Here is a 15,162-nt window from a genome sequence, read left to right on the forward strand (position 1 = left end):
GAAACCATGCCGCTCTATTCGCTGGGCAATCTCACGCCCAAGCTTCCGCCATCGGACCGGTTCTGGATTGCGCCTGGAGCCCATGTGATCGGCCAGGTCGAGCTTGGCGAGGATGTCGGCATATGGTTCGGCGCCGTGCTTCGCGGCGATAACGAACCGATCGTCATCAGTGCCCGCAGCAATATCCAGGAAGGCGTGATGATCCATACGGACCCGCACTTTCCGGTCACGATCGGCACCGGCTGCACGATCGGCCATCACGCCATCATCCATGGTTGCACGATCGGCGACAATTCCCTGGTCGGCATGGGAGCGACGATCCTCAATGGCGCCAGGATCGGCAGGAACTGTCTGGTCGGCGCCAATGCGCTGGTGACGGAGAACAAGGAATTTCCCGACAATTCGCTGATCGTCGGCTCGCCGGCCCGGGTCGTGCGCAGCCTCGACGAAGCGGCTGCTGCGGGCCTTGGCCTTTCAGCGGAAAACTACGTGCGCAACTGGCAGCGCTTCGCCCGCGATCTCAAGGAAATCTGACGCGCCCCTGGGCAGCCGCTCGAGGCCTCAGGCCGCACAGGCGGCGCACACCCCGCGTAGCTCGATGGTCGTCTTTTCGGCCTTGAAGCGCTTGGACTTGGCCCAGTCGGCCAGCCGATGATCGATGGCGTGGTCGTGGAATTCCTCGACCCGACCGCATGTGTTGCAAATGGCGAAGGCCACCGTGCCATGGGCGCAGCAGTCGCTCTTTTGATGGGCGCAGGCGACGAAGGCGTTGATGCTTTCCAGCCGGTGCACCAGGCCGGACTCCACCAGCTTGTCGAGCGCCCGGTAGACCTGCAGAGGCGCCCGGAACCCCTTTTCGCGGAGAAGGTCGAGTATGCCGTAGGCCGATAGCGGCGCGCCTGTCTGCGAGAGCGCATCGAAGACAAGCGACTGGTTCTTCGTCAGTTGCGGCTGGGTCATGGCATCCTCACGAGGCGGCATCGCCGCGCTGCCGGTAGGGCGACGGCAGGAGGCTGAACAGGAACAGAATGAGCGCCGCGACCACGATGGATGGGCCGGACGGCGTGTCATAGGTCAAGGAGCCGAACAGGCCGAGCACGACGGCGACAGCGCCGATCAGCGAGGCGAGGATCGCCATCACCTCCGGCGTCGCGGAAAAGCGCCGTGCGGCAGCGGCCGGGATAATCAGCAGCGAGGTGATCAGCATGATACCGACGATCTTCATGGCGATGGCGATCACGAGCGCCATCAGCAGCATGAAGGCAAGGCGGGCGCGCTCGGGATGAAGGCCCTCGGCTTCCGCCAGTTCGGCATTGACGGTCGCGGCCAGAAGCGGCCGCCACAGCCAGGCGATCAGGGCCAGCACCAGCGCGCCGCCGCCCCAGACCACCGCAATGTCGGCGGTGGTCACCGCCAGGATGTCGCCGAACAGGAAGGCGATGAGGTCGATCCGCACCCAGGACATGAAGGCGACGAGGACGAGGCCGATCGCCAGCGTCGAATGGCTGAGTATGCCGAGCAGCGCGTCGGCCGACAGCGCCTGCCGCTTCTGCAGAACCAGCAGCAGCAGCGACACCATCGCTGCCACGACGAAGACGCTGACCATGAGGTTCAGCGAGAGGAGCAGCGACAGCGCAACCCCGAGCAGGGCCGAATGGGCCATGGTGTCGCCGAAATAGGCCATGCGGCGCCAGATGACGAAGCAGCCGAGCGGTCCCGTGGTGATCGCCAAACCGATGCCGGCAAGGATGGCGCGCAGGAAGAAATCGTCAAACATCGCCCTTCTCCCCGATACGTCCGGAAACCGGCGCAGCCGGTGCATGGGCTACAGGAGCGCCATTGTCCGCATGATGGTGTCCGTGGTTCCCACCGGCCGCGTGGCCGTGCGCGTGAACATGGCCTTCATGACCGTGCCCTTCGTGACCGTGCCCTTCCGGACCGTGGACATGGTCATGGTGATGACCGTCGCCGGCGTGGCAATGGTCGGTGATCGTGCCATCCTCATGGCGAACCCGCCCGTCGGGCAGATGGGTGTGATCGTGGTGATGGCTGTAGACGGCGAGCGTGCGACCGGCGGCAGCGCCGAAGAGGCGCATATATTCCGGGCTGCGGCTGACGGCGGCCGGCGTTCCCCGGCAGCACACATGGCCGTTCAGGCAGATGACGGTATCCGTCTCGGCCATCACGACATGCAGGTCGTGCGAGATCAGCAGGATGCCGCAGCCGGCAGAATTGCGGATCGAGGTGATCAGATCATAGAGCGCAATCTCGCCGGCAAAATCGACGCCCTGCACCGGTTCGTCGAGAACCAGCAGATCCGGCTTGCGGGCGATCGCGCGTGCCAGGAGCGCGCGCTGGAACTCGCCGCCGGAGAGATGCTGGACTTCGGCACCGGCGAGATGGCCGATGCCGACCGAATCGAGCACGGCTGCGATTTCCTTGTCGCTCAGCCGCATGGTGAGCGTCATCAAGCGCTTGACGGTGAGCGGCATGGTCCAGTCGACCGCCAGCTTCTGCGGCACGTAGCCGACGCGAAATCCTGGCTGGCGCTCCACCCTGCCCTCGTCCGGCGACAGCACGCCGATCGCCATCTTGGCGCTGGTCGACTTGCCCGAGCCATTGGGACCGATGAGGGTGACGATTTCTCCGCGCCGGACGGAAAAGTCGACGCCGCGCACCAGCCAGCGGCCGTTGCGCCGGACGCCGGCACCCAGAAGCGTCACAAGGGGGGGCTCAGTCTTCAATGTCGATGCGGTCATGTCCGACCCGAAAATTTGCTGTTGCATGATCCTATGCCACACGTTATAGCATTACGCAATTCATGTAATGTTATTACATAGCAAACGCAAGACGGAGTTGCTCCCATGTCGATTTCCCGGTCTCACCTTTTCGCCTCTGCCGCAGCCCTTTTTCTGACCCCCACCCTGGCGTTCGCCGCCCCTCAGGTCGTTGTCTCGATCAAGCCGGTGCATTCGCTGGTGGCGGCGCTGATGCAGGGTGTCGGCGAGCCGTCGCTGATCGTCGAAGGCACGGCCTCCGCCCATACCTACAGCCTGAAGCCGTCGCATGCCCGTGCGCTGGAGAACGCCGACCTGGTCTTCTGGGTCGGGCCTGGCCTCGAGGCCTTCCTCGAGAAGCCGCTTGACGCGTTGGCGGGCAAGGCGACGGTGGTCGAGCTCGAGGACGCGCCGGGGCTGGTGCGCCTGCCCTTCCGCGAAGGCGGCGCCTTCGAGACACACGAGGACGAAGATGAAGATGCCCATGCCGGCGGCGAGGATCACGCGACCGAAGAACATACCGCCGATGAGCACGATCATGCGCATGAGCACGAAGGCTTCGACATGCACTTCTGGCTCGATCCGATGAATGCCAAGGCCATGGCCGCCTATATCGAGAGCGCCCTGGTTACCGCCGATCCGACCAATGCCGACCGCTACAAGGCCAACGGCCTGGCCCTTGCGCAGGAGATTGACACGCTCGACAAGGAAATCTTCAGCGCCCTGGCGCCCGTGAAGGACAAGCCCTCCGTCGTCTTCCATGACGCCTACCAATACTTCGAGAACCGCTACAAGGTGCGCATCGCCGGTTCGATCACGGTGAGCCCGGAAACGATGCCGGGCGCCGAGCGGGTCGCCGAGATCCATGCCAAGGTGAAAGAACTTCAGGCAGTCTGCGTCTTCGCAGAGCCGCAGTTCGAGCCCAAGCTGATCTCGGTCGTGACCGAGGGAACCGACGCCAAGGCCGGCACGCTCGACCCCGAAGGCGGCGCCCTTGAGGCAGGCCCTGCCCTCTATCCCGCACTGATGCGCAATCTCGCCACCTCACTGACGGAGTGCCTGTCGCGATAGCACGCGGCGCCACGCCTAGGGGGCGGGCCCGCACAGGCGCGGCGGTTTGCGGCGGTATGGCGAGCGTTGAGATCGGAATGGCGGCTCCGGCCACCGCTCCTAGATCCGGCCGCGTCTTCGCAGCAGATCCAGCACGATGCGGCTCCCCTCGACGCCGGCGGGCTTCTCGGTCTGGAGCCTTTGCCAGACGAGTTCGAACCCTTCGAGCATGGCGCGTCGCTGTAAGGTGTCGGCGGCCAGCCGCTCGGCCATGCGCAGGAGATTGCCGGGGCGAACATAGTCGTTGAGAAATTCCGGTACGAACGGATAGTCGGCAATGAGGTTGGGGAGCGCCCCGGTCCAGGTCTTGATGCGGTGGCTCAGCATCGTCATCAGCCAGTCGGTCTTGTAGGTCGAGACGACGGGCACGGTTGCCAGCGCCAGTTCGAGGATGACGGTGCCCGATGCGGCAATCGCCGCATCGGCCTCGGCAAATGCCCGCCATTTTTCCTCCTCGCCCATGAGCACTTCGGGCTTGAGAGGCCAATCGGCGATCATCTGCCGCACACGCGCCTCCTGGCGCGTAACGGTCGGAAGCAGGAAGCGGGTCGGTCCGTTGCGTTCGACGAATTCGACCATGGCCCGGCCGAAGATCGGCAGCAGTGTCGCGATCTCCGCGCCGCGCGACCCCGGCAGCAGCAGGATCGTTTTTGCCTCGTCGAGACGCTTGGCCGGCTTGCCGGCCCGCGCCGCGCGCGTCTGCAGCAGTTTCTCGTTAGTTGCCAGCCGATGGCCGACGAAATGGGTGGGCGGGCCGCCGAGATCACGCATCACCTGCGGTTCGAACGGCAGCACGGCCAGAACCTCGTCGACAAAGGCGAGCATCGCCTTGGCGCGGTATTCCTTCCACGCCCAGACGCTCGGGCAGACGTAATCGACCACGGGCAGATCGGGCAGCGCCTGGCGCACCTTCTTGGCCACACGGTGGGTAAAATCGGGGCTGTCGACGATCAGCAGGAGATCCGGCCTTTCCGCGATGATCGCCTTGGCCGTCAGGCCGATCAGCCGGATGAAGCGCGGCAGGCGCGACAGCACCTGGGTGAGGCCCATCACCGACAATTCGGAAAAATCGAAGAGCGAGTTGAGGCCCTGTCGTTCGAGCGCATCGCCGCCAACCCCGACGAGTTCGATCGGGCCGCCATGGCGTTCCTTCAGCGCAGCGATCAGGTCCGCGCCGAGCAGGTCTCCCGACACCTCGCCGGCAATGACGGCAATCTTGAGGGGCTTCGCACTCATGGCGTTCCCCGCGCAAGCCCGCGATCGATGCCGATGACGAACAAGCCTGCCTCGTTGGCAGCACGGATCAGTGCCTCGCGCTCGATCACCAGCGCCCTGCCCGCCTCGACGGCGATGCCGGCCAGCCCGGCGCGCTTGGCATTCTCGATGGTCGAGCGGCCGATCGACGGCAGGTCGGCGCGCACATCCTGCTGCGGCTTGCAGAGCTTGACCAAAACGCCCTTGCGGTGCTGCGAGATGCGCTTCTCCGCTCTCAGATGGGCGACGCGCTCCAGCATGGCGTCAGTCCCCTCGACGCCCTCGAGCGCGACGATTCGGCCGCCGACGGACACCGCTCCCTGCCCGACATCGAGCCGGCCAAGCGCCTCGGCGGCTTCCGCTCCGCGCGCGATGTCGCGCCAGTCATCGGCGGAGGGTGAAACCGCACCGATCGGCCCCGTCTCGGCCAGCAGGTCGGGGGCAATCTCATGCGCGCCGATCACGTGGCAGCCTTGCGCTTCGATGAGGCCGATCACCATCTTCAGTACAACATCGTCGCCGCCGGCAAGCAGGGTCTTTACCGCCATGGGCAGCTTCAGCAGCGACTTCAGATTGGCCCTTATCTCGCCGAAGGCCGGCCGTCGCTTGACACCACCGGACAACACGACGCGATCAATCGCGTTGGCCTTCAGCAGCGCCGACAGGCCCGCCATGTCGCCGACGCCGATGATGGCGGAATCAAAACCCTGCCATTGCTGGTCGGCTTCATTCTTGAGGCGGAGGATGAGGGGATTCTCGCCAGTTGCCCGCGCGGCTTCTGCGACGTAGAGCGGCAGGAATCCGCCACCGGCGACGATCGCCAGGCGGCCTTTGCGAGCCCCGGTCGGCGCCACGGCGATCAGCTCTTGCCGCGGAACGGCGATGACAGGGCGCGGTCGCTGTCGGCCGCGATAAAATCGAGGATTTCAATGACCGGCGGGCAATCGAGATACTCGTCGCGGATCGCGGCGGCATTGACGCGGGCCGAAGCTTCGCCCTCGAAGATCTGTTTGAAGGCGCGGCGCACCTGATGGATGACCGAACGCTCGATACCGGCGCGCGTCATGCCAACGACGTTGAGACCTCCAAGCACGCCCGGATTGCCGTTCAGCATGCCGTAAGGGATGACGTCGTAGCTCACCGCGGACAGCCCTCCGACAAAGGCCTGGCGACCGATGCGGGTAAACTGGTGCACGGCCGAACCGCCACCGAGAATGACCCTGTCCTCGACCTTCACATGGCCGGCGAGCATCACATTGTTCGACAGGATGATGTTGTCGCCGAGCTGGCAATCATGGGCGACATGCGAATTGGCGAGGAAAAGGTTGTTGCTGCCGACCACCGTCTTGCCACCGCCCTCGGCGGTTCCGGTGTTCATCGTCACGCCTTCGCGCATCGTGCAGTTGTCGCCGATGGAAAGCGTGGTTTCCTCACCCGCATGATGAATGCTCTGCGGATCGCCGCCAATGACGGCGCAGGCATGAATCCTGGCATTGCGCCCGATCGTCGTGCGACCGGTGACGACGACGTTGGAGAGAAGTTCGCAACCGTCGCCAAGTGTTACCTTCGGCCCGACATGGCAAAAGGGACCGATCTTCACATTCGCCCCGATCACGGCCCCGTCCTCGACAACGGCCATGGGGTGAATGACGGCGCCTTGCCCGATCTTGCTCATTTCTCGTCCTTGCGCATGATCATGGCGCCAATATCGGCCTCAGCCGCCAGAGCGCCATCGACCTTGGCTTCGCAATGGAATTTCCAGATATTGCCGCGCTGCTTCTGCTTGACGACATGGAATTCGACGCGATCGCCCGGCACTACCGGCCTGCGGAATCGCGCATTGTCGATGGTCATGAAATAGACGAGGTTTCCGCCGCCGCCCTGTTTGCGCGTACAGATCGCACCCGCGGTCTGGGCCATGCCCTCGACGAGCAGGACGCCAGGCATGATCGGCGATTCGGGAAAATGCCCGGTAAAGTGCGGCTCGTTGGCGGTGACGTTCTTGATCCCGATCGCCGAATTGTCGCCGTCGATCTCGATGATCCGGTCCACCAGGAGGAACGGATAGCGATGCGGCAACAACTTCATGATTTCGATGATATCAACGGAACCAAGTTCGGTCTTTGCCTGATCAGTCATTCTTTCCACTCTTCTGCTTGCGGCTCTCCGACTGGCTCAAGGCAGCCGCCACGTCTTTTAGAAAATCCTTCATCGGTCGGGCCGGAACGCCGCCATAGCGCTCGCCGGCCGGTACGTCGGACAGGACGCCGCTCATCGCGGCGATCTGCGCGCCGTCACCGATGGTAATATGGCCGTTCACGCCACAGGCGCCGCCGATCATGACGCCGTCGCCGACCGTGGTGCTGCCGGCAATGCCGACCTGGGCGACGATGCCGCAGTGACGACCGATGCGAACATTGTGACCGATCTGCACCAGATTGTCGATCTTGGTGCCCTCGCCGATGACCGTATCGTCCATCGTGCCGCGGTCGACCGTCGTGTTGGCGCCGATCTCGACATTGTCCTGGATGATGACGCGGCCGATCTGCACGATCTTCAACATGCCCGCCGGGCCGGGTGCATAGCCGAAGCCATCCTGGCCGATGCGGGCGCCGTTGTGAATGATCACATTGTTGCCGATCAGCGCCGACTGAATCGTCGCACCGCCCGCTATCGTGCAACCGCGCCCGATGCGAACACCGGCACCGATCACAGCGCCTGCGCCGATCCGGCTACCGGCACCGATTTCGACATCCGCACCGATCACGGCCATGGGCTCGACCAGCACGTCCGCCTCAAGCCGCGCCGATTTATCCACGAAAGCGGCCGACGAAACACCGGACACTGTAGGGGTGACTGGGACCGGACGAAGTGCTGTCGGAAACAGCAGCGCTCCGGCCCGCGCAAACGCTGTAGCCGGCGAAGAAGACAGAAGAACGGGAATATGCTCCGGGATAAGCGACTTGAGCGCCTTGTCGCACAGGATCGCCGAAGCCTCGCAGGTCTTCAGCTCCTCCTTGCTGCGGCGCGACAGGATGTAACAAATGTCACCCTGCCTGGCCCTATAGACCGGAGCGACCGAGCGGATAACCCGCTCGCCCGCGCCCGCATCCGTCACTTCCGCCCCGATCTGCGCCGCGAGCGACGCAAGGGAGACCCCGTCCTGGGGCGGAAAGAAATGTTTATGCTCCATTAGCCAAAGCCCCAGAACGTCAAACTACCAGCAGCTCTGGACCGCGAACTTAGAACGCATTCGCCATGCTGAAGCGGAAGTTCTGAACCTTGTCGAAATCTTCCTTGGCGACCGGAACCGCATAGTCGAAGCGCAGCGGGCCGAACGGCGACAGCCACAGAATACCGGCACCAACGGAGGCGCGCAGAGACATGTCGGTCCCCACCACACCGGCGCTGTTGCCGACATCGTTGCCATAGAGCGTGCCGGCATCGGCAAACACCGTACCGCGGATGTTGAGATCCTGCGGGAAGAGCGGGAGCGGGAAATTCGCTTCGGCCGAGGCGGTGAAATAGGTCGTGCCGCCAAGCGCATCGCCCTCGAGCCGCGGGCCGATACCGCTGCTTTCAAAGCCGCGCAACTCCTTGCCGCCGATCTGGAACTGATCGAACACGTTCAGGTCGCCGCCGGTGGAAACGACATGGCCGGCACTGGCACTCAGCGAACCGATCAGATCGAACTCGTCGGACAAGGTGTGGTAATAGCGGAATTTCGCATAGGCCTTGTAATATTCGGAATCGCCGCCGAGACCCGCATATTCGTGCGTGAAGCTGGCGTAAATGCCCTCACGCGCCATCATCCGGTCGTCGAGGCTGTTATAGACGATCGAATGACCGACGATCGACTGCTTCCAAGGGCTGTTCTCGATCAGGTCCATATACGGGGCCGAGACGTTGTCGTCCGCCGTGTAAGGCGTGTCGTCCGCGCCATAGGCACCGTCTTCGGTATACTTCAGTTCCTTGTAGGTATAGCGAACCGTCGTCGCCAACTCTTCGGTGATCGGCGCCGTCACACGAAGCGTTGCGCCGGTTTCCTCGTAGTTGTAATCGGAATTGCTGCTGGTCTCGCTGCGGAACACGTCGAAGCCCGCGGCCAGACGATAGCCGAGGAAATAGGGCTCGGTGAACGAGAAGTTATAAGTGCGCGCGTCATCCAGACCGCCGCCAACGGCGACGCGGATGAACTGACCGCGACCGAGGAAGTTCTTTTCCTCGACCGAGGCTTCGAGCACGAAGCCATCGCCACCGACCGAGTAACCGGCACCAATGCTGAACGACCCGGTCGGCTGATCGACGACGTCGACCACGACCACGACGCGGTCGGACGCGCTGCCGGGGGCCGTCGAAATGTTGACCGAGGTGAAGTAGCCCAGAGCCTCAAGGCGGCGCTTCGCGCGGCTGATCGTTTCCTGGTTGAAAGCATCGCCTTCGGAAATGTCGAACTCGCGGCGAATGACATAGTCACGCGTGCGGGTGTTGCCGCGGATCTCGATCCGCTCGACATAGGCGCGCTCGCCCTGGTCGACCAGATAAGTCACACCGATCGTGTTGTTCTCAAAATTGCGGTCACCACGCGGCACGACGCGCGCAAACGGATAACCAGCAGCCGAGACCCGCTGCGAGATCGCTTCCATCGACTTCTGCACGTCACGGGCGCTGTAGGTATTGCCCGCACGGGTTTCCACCAGGCGCTCGAGCTCCGCACCATCAATACCCTCGACGGTCGATTCGACGGCGATATTGCCGAACTTGTAGCGCTCGCCCTCGTCGACGGTGATCGTGATTGCATATTCATTGCCCGTCTCGTCGAGCGTCACGTCCGATGAAATCACACGGAAGTCGGCATAGCCGTGATTGTAATAGAACTGGCGCAGCGCTTCTTCGTCGGCGCGCAGCTTGTCCTCATTGTAGACGTCCTTGCGGGTCAGGAAGGACAGCATGTTGGAACGCTTGGTCTGGATCAGCGCGGACAGGCGGCCATCGCCATACGCATTGTTGCCGACGAAGTTGATCTTGTTGATCTTGGTGCGATCGCCCTCGTTGATGACGAAGGCGAGATTGACGCGGCCTTCAGCGACCGGAACGACCTGGGTCGTCACCTCGACGTCGCTTCGCCCGATGCCGGCATAGGCTTCCTTGATCCGCTCGATGTCGGCCGAGATCAGGCTTTCGCTATAGGGACCCATCGGCTGCGTCTGAACAACGCCGCGCAGCTTGTCGTCCTTGAGCTTGCGGTTGCCGTTAAACACGACCTGGTTGACGAGCTGGTTCTCGCTGACGTTGACCACCAGCGTGCCGCCGGACACGGAAATGCGCACATCCGAGAAGAAGCCGGTCGCGTAGAGCCGCTTGACCGATTCATCGATGTCGACATTGGAGAAACTCTGGCCGGGACGGATGGTGATATTGGAGCGAACCGCATCCACACCGACGCGCTGGGCACCGCGGACCTCGATGCGCTGGATCACCGCAGCCTCGGCAACAGCCGCAGACGCGAGAACAGCCATGCCTGCGCCCGAAGAAACAACACCAGCAGACAGCGCGATCGCCGATACCGCGTTCAAAAATCTTGAACCAGCCTTCATGTGTATTCTCAACCTTCTTCCATTGTCCCGCAGTCGTTCCCGACTCCGGCCCGTGTGTGGTTTTACCGGCTTTTACCCTACAAGCAAGTACGGACGTTAAATTCTATTTACTTCATTTGCAGCCGTGGCCCAATCGCCACTATGAGTTTGAAACATCGTAAACAAATCCTTTTCGCCGGAGCAAGCCGGAACGCTAGCCGATTAACCGGCTGATATCATTCCATGTTGCGAACACCATCAGCGACAGGATCATGGCCAGACCGACCCGAAAGGCAATCTCCTGCGCGTTCTGCCCGACGGGCTTCCCGCGAATTGCCTCCAGCGCGTAGAGGACCAGATGGCCGCCGTCAAGGACCGGAACTGGCATCAAATTGAGAAGCCCCAGCGAAACCGAGAGAACGGCCGCCAGATTGAACAGAGCGACGATGCCGAGGGTCGCCATCTGGCCCGAAGCCTGGACCACCCGAACCGGTCCGCCCAGCTGATCGGCGTTCATTCGTCCGGCAAAAAGATTGGACAGGTAGTCGAACGTCCCGGTAACGATATGCCAGGTCTGCAAAACCCCCTCGCCCACCGCCTGCAGCGGCGTCAACTCGACGATGCGAAAATTGCCGCTCTGCTGGTTGGTGACGATGCCGATCTGCCCCACTTCCATCTCGTTTCCGAAGCGGTCGGTGGTCACGGTGCGTCGCGGCACCATGTTGAGATCGACCTCGCTTCCGTTGCGGCGGACGGTCACCACGACCGGCATTTCCGGACGCATGCTGATATAGCGCACCACTTCATCGAAGGTCTCGATCCGGTCCCCGTCAAGCGCGACCAGCACATCGCCGGGCTGCACGCCAGCCTCGAAGGCCGCACTGTCGGCCTTGACCTCGGCGACCACCGGATCGGCGACAGGCTTGCCCTGGGTGGCGAACAGGACGGCGAAGATGGCAATTGCTGCGAGGAAATTGGCGATCGGGCCGGCCGCGACCGTGACGGCGCGCTTCCAAAGCTTGGCGGCGGCCAGCGTCTGGGCGCGCTCGGCCAGCGACATCGCGGCCAGTTCATCGCCATCGGCAAGGCTTGCCGCGTCGGCATCGCCATAGAAGCGCACATAACCGCCGAGCGGGATAGCGGAGAGCTTCCACCGCGTCCCGTGGGTGTCCGTGTAGCCGACGATCTCCGGCCCGAAGCCGATTGAGAACGCCAGAACCCGGATCCCGGACCAGCGCCCGGCCAGATAGTGTCCCATCTCGTGCACGAAGACGAGCAGCGACAGAACGACCACATAGGGAAGAATGTAACCGGCAAGAAAGCCGAAGAAGGCGGTCAATTGATCCATCATTCGATCCTGTTCATGGTGCCATTCGGTCGTTCAGAGACCGAAGAGAAAAGCACCGAGCGAGTCGACAGCCCCCATGCCGACCGCGGAAAAGCCTATCGCAAGAAAGAATACAGCGAAACAGGCAAAGACAAGTGCGTCAACCCGGTCCATGACGCCGCCATGTCCGGGAATGAGATGACTGGAATCCTTCACGCCGAAACGCCGCTTGATGAAGGATTCGAACAGGTCGCCGATCTGGCCGGCAACCGACAGGAACAAGGCCACAAGGGGCACCCACAGGCCGCTCCACTGGAAGAAGGACAGCGCCACGGCCACACCGCCCAGGACGCCGGCGATCGTCCCGCCGATCGCACCGGACCAGGTCTTGCCGGGTGAGATGCGCGGCGCAAGCTTCGGACCGCCAATGGCGCGGCCGACGAAATAGGCCAGGATGTCGGTCGACCAGACGACGGCAAAGACGAAGATCATCGCGGCAAAGCCGAGCTGATCGTCGCCGCGGATCGCCGCAAGCGAGACCGCACTTAGGCCCGAATAGAAGATGCCGCCGGCCTGCCACCAGCTCCAATTGCCGACGAGCGCCGGCAGGGTCGCGGTGAGCACCAGACCGGCGAAAAGCGGAACCGTCAGATCCGGCTCGCCGAACAACATGTTGGCGACGATCGCAGCCATGGAGAACCAGCCGAAGGCGTGGCCACGCATGCTGCGCTCGCCAAGCTTGGTCATCGACGCCCATTCATAATAGACGAACAGTCCGATCGCGCCGGCAAGAAGCCTGAAAGCAAAACCGCCGAACCAGGTTGCCGCCAGCACGACGGCGACCATGACGATGGCGGAATAGATGCGGAGGGTGAGTTCCCGGCTCATGATCGCGCCTTAGGACCCGAGCGCCACGGCTTTGGCCGACAGGCCGCCAAACCGCCGGTCACGCGCGCCGAAGCGCTCCAGCGCCGCAAAGAACACCTCGCGACTGAAATCGGGCCAGAGCTCCGGCACGAACATCAATTCGGAATACGCGGCCTGCCACAGCAGGAAGTTCGACAACCGTTCCTCGCCGCTGGTGCGGATGATCAGGTCGGGATCGGGAATGTCACTGGTGTCGAGCCGCTCGTCGATCATTCGCGCGTCGATGTCCGATACCTTGAGGCGACCGGCAGCGACGTCCGCGGCCAGGCTCGCGGCGGCGCGGGCGATCTCGTCGCGGGCGCCGTAGTTGAAGGCGATCACGACGGTCAGGGCCGAATTGCCACGGGTCGTCTCCTCGGCCTCGAGCAGCAGCGAGCGGATGTCGTCGCGCAGATTGGCGCGATCGCCGATGATGCGAATCCGGACGTTCTCGCGATGCAGTTCGGCCAGGTCCCGCCGAATGAAGGTCTTGAGAAGGCCGAAGAGGTCGTTGATCTCCGATTCCGGACGGCGCCAGTTTTCCGAGGAAAAGGCAAACAGCGTCAGGTAGCGGATACCCGCCTCGGCTGCTGCCTTCACCGTTTCGCGCACCGCCTCGACACCCTTGCGATGACCGAAGGTCCGCGGAAGTCCGCGCGCGCTTGCCCATCGACCATTGCCATCCATGATGATGGCAACATGCTCGGGTGCGGCGCGGTTCTCAGCTGTCGACATATTCGGTCCGGTTCAAGGCATCCTGGGCGGGCAAACGAAACGCGCATGCTAGATCTGCATGATTTCCTTTTCCTTCTCGGCGAGCAAGCGGTCGACATCCGAAATCGTGTCGTCGGTCATCTTTTGCACTTTCTCGGAGGTGGCGCGGCTTTCGTCCTGACCGATTACGCCGTCCTTCTCGGCCTTTTTAAGGCCGTCCATGCCATCGCGGCGCACATGGCGAATCGCCACCTTGGCCTTTTCGGCATATTCGTGGGCGATCTTGACCAGCGACTTGCGGCGCTCCTCGTTCAGTTCGGGAAGAGGAATACGCAGGTTCTGGCCGTCGACGATCGGGTTGAGGCCGAGATTGGCCTCGCGAATGGCGCGGTCGACGGCGTTGACCATCGACTTGTCCCAGACGGAAATGCCGAGCATGCGCGGCTCCGGCACGGTGACGTTGGCGACCTGGTTCAGCGGCATGCGCGAACCATAGGCTTCGACCGTCACCGGGTCGAGAATATTGGCCGAGGCGCGACCGGTCCGCAACGACGCAATGTCGTGCTTGAACGCGTTGATCGCGCCATCCATGCGGCGCTTGATGTCGTTGAGATCAATACCTTCGCTCATGATGAACTCCTTTTTCACTGAGCCTGGGGACCGCAAGACCGGTCGCCTGCCCTCAATTGTCGCTGACGATGGTCTTGCGCCCACCGCCGGATAGGATCTCGCCGAACCCACCCTTCTCATGGATGGAAAAGACGATGATCGGAATGGAATTTTCCCGCGCCAGGGCAACGGCCGCGACGTCCATCACGGCGAGGCCCTTGTCCAGCACCTCGCTGTGGGTCAGCTGATCGAAGCGCGTCGCGGTCGGATCCTTCTTCGGATCGGCCGAATAGATGCCGTCGACCTGCGTTCCCTTGAAAATCGCCTCGGCGCCGATTTCGGCGGCGCGCAATGCGGCGGCGGAATCCGTGGTGAAGAAGGGGTTGCCGGTGCCGCCGGCGAAAATCACCACGCGGCCCTGCTCGAGATGATGAAGCGTGCGCAACTGGGTGAAGCTCTCGCAGATTTCCGGCATGGCGATCGCCGAGAGAACGACGGTGTCGATGTCGAGCTTGCGCAGCGAGGTGGCAAGCGCCAGCGCGTTGATCACGGTTGCCAGCATGCCCATGTGGTCGCCGGTCACCCGGTCCCCGCCCTTGGATGCGACGGCCACGCCGCGGAAGATGTTGCCGCCGCCGACAACCACCCCGACCTCCACGCCCATGGCGCGGGCCTCGGCGATGTCACTGGCAATGCGGTCGGCAACCGCGACGTCGATACCGAAGCCCTGGCTGCCCATCAGGGCTTCGCCGGAGGCTTTGAGAAGGACGCGCTTGTAGAGTGGCTTGGAAGTCATGCTGTATCCTCGGATAATTCTGAAGCCGGATACACGAAGGGCACCGCGTTGTCACGCGATGCCCCGACTTTTCCCTAACAAGGTCGATCGATG

General features: G+C 63.0%; 16 protein-coding genes. 2 read left to right on the forward strand and 14 right to left on the reverse strand.

Annotated elements, in window-relative coordinates:
• Window positions 1-6 precede the first annotated feature (6 nt).
• Window positions 7-534: a gamma carbonic anhydrase family protein gene (locus RHIZ70P_RS09205; RefSeq protein WP_115670230.1), complete on the forward strand. Its 528-nt coding sequence runs from the start codon at window positions 7-9 to the stop codon at window positions 532-534.
• Between the two features lie 27 nt (window positions 535-561).
• On the opposite strand, the gene RHIZ70P_RS09210 is transcribed toward RHIZ70P_RS09205, so the two are convergent.
• The 3 genes from RHIZ70P_RS09210 to RHIZ70P_RS09220 are packed head-to-tail and all read right to left on the reverse strand — an operon-like array spanning window position 562 to window position 2,759.
• Window positions 562-960: a Fur family transcriptional regulator gene (locus tag RHIZ70P_RS09210; protein ID WP_115670108.1), complete on the reverse strand. Its 399-nt coding sequence runs from the start codon at window positions 958-960 to the stop codon at window positions 562-564.
• 7 nt (window positions 961-967) lie between these two features.
• A complete protein-coding gene (gene znuB, locus RHIZ70P_RS09215) occupies window positions 968-1,777 on the reverse strand; it encodes a zinc ABC transporter permease subunit ZnuB (protein ID WP_115670109.1) in 810 nt (269 codons plus the stop codon).
• Entirely contained in the window at window positions 1,770-2,759 is a 990-nt protein-coding gene (locus RHIZ70P_RS09220; protein ID WP_115670231.1) for a metal ABC transporter ATP-binding protein, read from the reverse strand. The genes znuB and RHIZ70P_RS09220 overlap by 8 nt, the downstream gene beginning before the upstream one ends.
• A gap of 105 nt (window positions 2,760-2,864) precedes the next feature.
• Between RHIZ70P_RS09220 and znuA the strand changes: the two genes are divergently transcribed.
• Window positions 2,865-3,848, forward strand: coding sequence for a zinc ABC transporter substrate-binding protein ZnuA (gene znuA / locus RHIZ70P_RS09225; RefSeq protein WP_115670110.1), 984 nt, complete (start codon window positions 2,865-2,867; stop codon window positions 3,846-3,848).
• A 99-nt stretch (window positions 3,849-3,947) separates the two neighbouring features.
• Here znuA and lpxB read toward each other — a convergent pair whose 3' ends face one another.
• The 11 genes from lpxB to pyrH form a co-directional block, all read right to left on the reverse strand.
• On the reverse strand, window positions 3,948-5,123 hold the full coding sequence (gene lpxB, locus RHIZ70P_RS09230) for a lipid-A-disaccharide synthase (protein ID WP_115670111.1): 1,176 nt from the start codon (window positions 5,121-5,123) through the stop codon (window positions 3,948-3,950).
• Window positions 5,120-5,995 carry an LpxI family protein gene (locus tag RHIZ70P_RS09235; protein WP_115670112.1) on the reverse strand — a complete coding sequence of 292 codons (876 nt, stop codon included), beginning with the start codon at window positions 5,993-5,995 and terminating at the stop codon, window positions 5,120-5,122. The genes lpxB and RHIZ70P_RS09235 overlap by 4 nt, the downstream gene beginning before the upstream one ends.
• Before the next feature lie 5 nt (window positions 5,996-6,000).
• Window positions 6,001-6,816, reverse strand: coding sequence for an acyl-ACP--UDP-N-acetylglucosamine O-acyltransferase (gene lpxA, locus RHIZ70P_RS09240; RefSeq protein WP_115670113.1), 816 nt, complete (start codon window positions 6,814-6,816; stop codon window positions 6,001-6,003).
• Window positions 6,813-7,280 (reverse strand): 3-hydroxyacyl-ACP dehydratase FabZ, encoded by a 468-nt coding sequence (gene fabZ / locus RHIZ70P_RS09245; RefSeq protein WP_115670114.1) that lies wholly within the window; start codon window positions 7,278-7,280, stop codon window positions 6,813-6,815. Before fabZ ends, lpxA begins: the two co-directional genes overlap by 4 nt.
• Window positions 7,273-8,334, reverse strand: coding sequence for a UDP-3-O-(3-hydroxymyristoyl)glucosamine N-acyltransferase (gene lpxD / locus RHIZ70P_RS09250; protein ID WP_115670115.1), 1,062 nt, complete (start codon window positions 8,332-8,334; stop codon window positions 7,273-7,275). Before lpxD ends, fabZ begins: the two co-directional genes overlap by 8 nt.
• 49 nt (window positions 8,335-8,383) lie before the next feature.
• Entirely contained in the window at window positions 8,384-10,738 is a 2,355-nt protein-coding gene (gene bamA / locus RHIZ70P_RS09255) for an outer membrane protein assembly factor BamA (RefSeq protein WP_115670116.1), read from the reverse strand.
• Window positions 10,739-10,931: 193 nt separating this feature from the next.
• Window positions 10,932-12,065, reverse strand: coding sequence for an RIP metalloprotease RseP (gene rseP, locus RHIZ70P_RS09260; protein ID WP_115670117.1), 1,134 nt, complete (start codon window positions 12,063-12,065; stop codon window positions 10,932-10,934).
• A 33-nt stretch (window positions 12,066-12,098) separates the two neighbouring features.
• Window positions 12,099-12,932 (reverse strand): phosphatidate cytidylyltransferase, encoded by an 834-nt coding sequence (locus RHIZ70P_RS09265; RefSeq protein WP_115670118.1) that lies wholly within the window; start codon window positions 12,930-12,932, stop codon window positions 12,099-12,101.
• A 9-nt stretch (window positions 12,933-12,941) separates the two neighbouring features.
• Window positions 12,942-13,685: an isoprenyl transferase gene (locus tag RHIZ70P_RS09270; RefSeq protein WP_115670119.1), complete on the reverse strand. Its 744-nt coding sequence runs from the start codon at window positions 13,683-13,685 to the stop codon at window positions 12,942-12,944.
• 48 nt (window positions 13,686-13,733) lie between these two features.
• Window positions 13,734-14,294, reverse strand: coding sequence for a ribosome recycling factor (frr, locus tag RHIZ70P_RS09275; RefSeq protein ID WP_115670120.1), 561 nt, complete (start codon window positions 14,292-14,294; stop codon window positions 13,734-13,736).
• 52 nt (window positions 14,295-14,346) lie between these two features.
• On the reverse strand, window positions 14,347-15,069 hold the full coding sequence (pyrH, locus tag RHIZ70P_RS09280; RefSeq protein ID WP_115670121.1) for a UMP kinase: 723 nt from the start codon (window positions 15,067-15,069) through the stop codon (window positions 14,347-14,349).
• Between the last annotated feature and the right edge of the window lie 93 nt (window positions 15,070-15,162).

It is taken from the genome of Paenirhizobium selenitireducens ATCC BAA-1503 (genome assembly GCF_900492185.1).
Classification (GTDB): domain Bacteria; phylum Pseudomonadota; class Alphaproteobacteria; order Rhizobiales; family Rhizobiaceae; genus Allorhizobium; species Allorhizobium selenitireducens_A.

What these genes read in the sequence shown, in the direction of transcription:
- RHIZ70P_RS09205 (WP_115670230.1), top strand. Translation starts at nt 7, where the DNA reads ATGCCGCTCTATTCGCTGGGCAATCTCACGCCCAAGCTTCCGCCATCG.
- RHIZ70P_RS09210 (WP_115670108.1), bottom strand. Translation starts at nt 960, where the DNA reads ATGACCCAGCCGCAACTGACGAAGAACCAGTCGCTTGTCTTCGATGCG.
- znuB (WP_115670109.1), bottom strand. Translation starts at nt 1,777, where the DNA reads ATGTTTGACGATTTCTTCCTGCGCGCCATCCTTGCCGGCATCGGTTTG.
- RHIZ70P_RS09220 (WP_115670231.1), bottom strand. Translation starts at nt 2,759, where the DNA reads ATGACCGCATCGACATTGAAGACTGAGCCCCCCCTTGTGACGCTTCTG.
- znuA (WP_115670110.1), top strand. Translation starts at nt 2,865, where the DNA reads ATGTCGATTTCCCGGTCTCACCTTTTCGCCTCTGCCGCAGCCCTTTTT.
- lpxB (WP_115670111.1), bottom strand. Translation starts at nt 5,123, where the DNA reads ATGAGTGCGAAGCCCCTCAAGATTGCCGTCATTGCCGGCGAGGTGTCG.
- lpxA (WP_115670113.1), bottom strand. Translation starts at nt 6,816, where the DNA reads ATGAGCAAGATCGGGCAAGGCGCCGTCATTCACCCCATGGCCGTTGTC.
- fabZ (WP_115670114.1), bottom strand. Translation starts at nt 7,280, where the DNA reads ATGACTGATCAGGCAAAGACCGAACTTGGTTCCGTTGATATCATCGAA.
- lpxD (WP_115670115.1), bottom strand. Translation starts at nt 8,334, where the DNA reads ATGGAGCATAAACATTTCTTTCCGCCCCAGGACGGGGTCTCCCTTGCG.
- bamA (WP_115670116.1), bottom strand. Translation starts at nt 10,738, where the DNA reads ATGAAGGCTGGTTCAAGATTTTTGAACGCGGTATCGGCGATCGCGCTG.
- rseP (WP_115670117.1), bottom strand. Translation starts at nt 12,065, where the DNA reads ATGGATCAATTGACCGCCTTCTTCGGCTTTCTTGCCGGTTACATTCTT.
- RHIZ70P_RS09265 (WP_115670118.1), bottom strand. Translation starts at nt 12,932, where the DNA reads ATGAGCCGGGAACTCACCCTCCGCATCTATTCCGCCATCGTCATGGTC.
- RHIZ70P_RS09270 (WP_115670119.1), bottom strand. Translation starts at nt 13,685, where the DNA reads ATGTCGACAGCTGAGAACCGCGCCGCACCCGAGCATGTTGCCATCATC.
- frr (WP_115670120.1), bottom strand. Translation starts at nt 14,294, where the DNA reads ATGAGCGAAGGTATTGATCTCAACGACATCAAGCGCCGCATGGATGGC.
- pyrH (WP_115670121.1), bottom strand. Translation starts at nt 15,069, where the DNA reads ATGACTTCCAAGCCACTCTACAAGCGCGTCCTTCTCAAAGCCTCCGGC.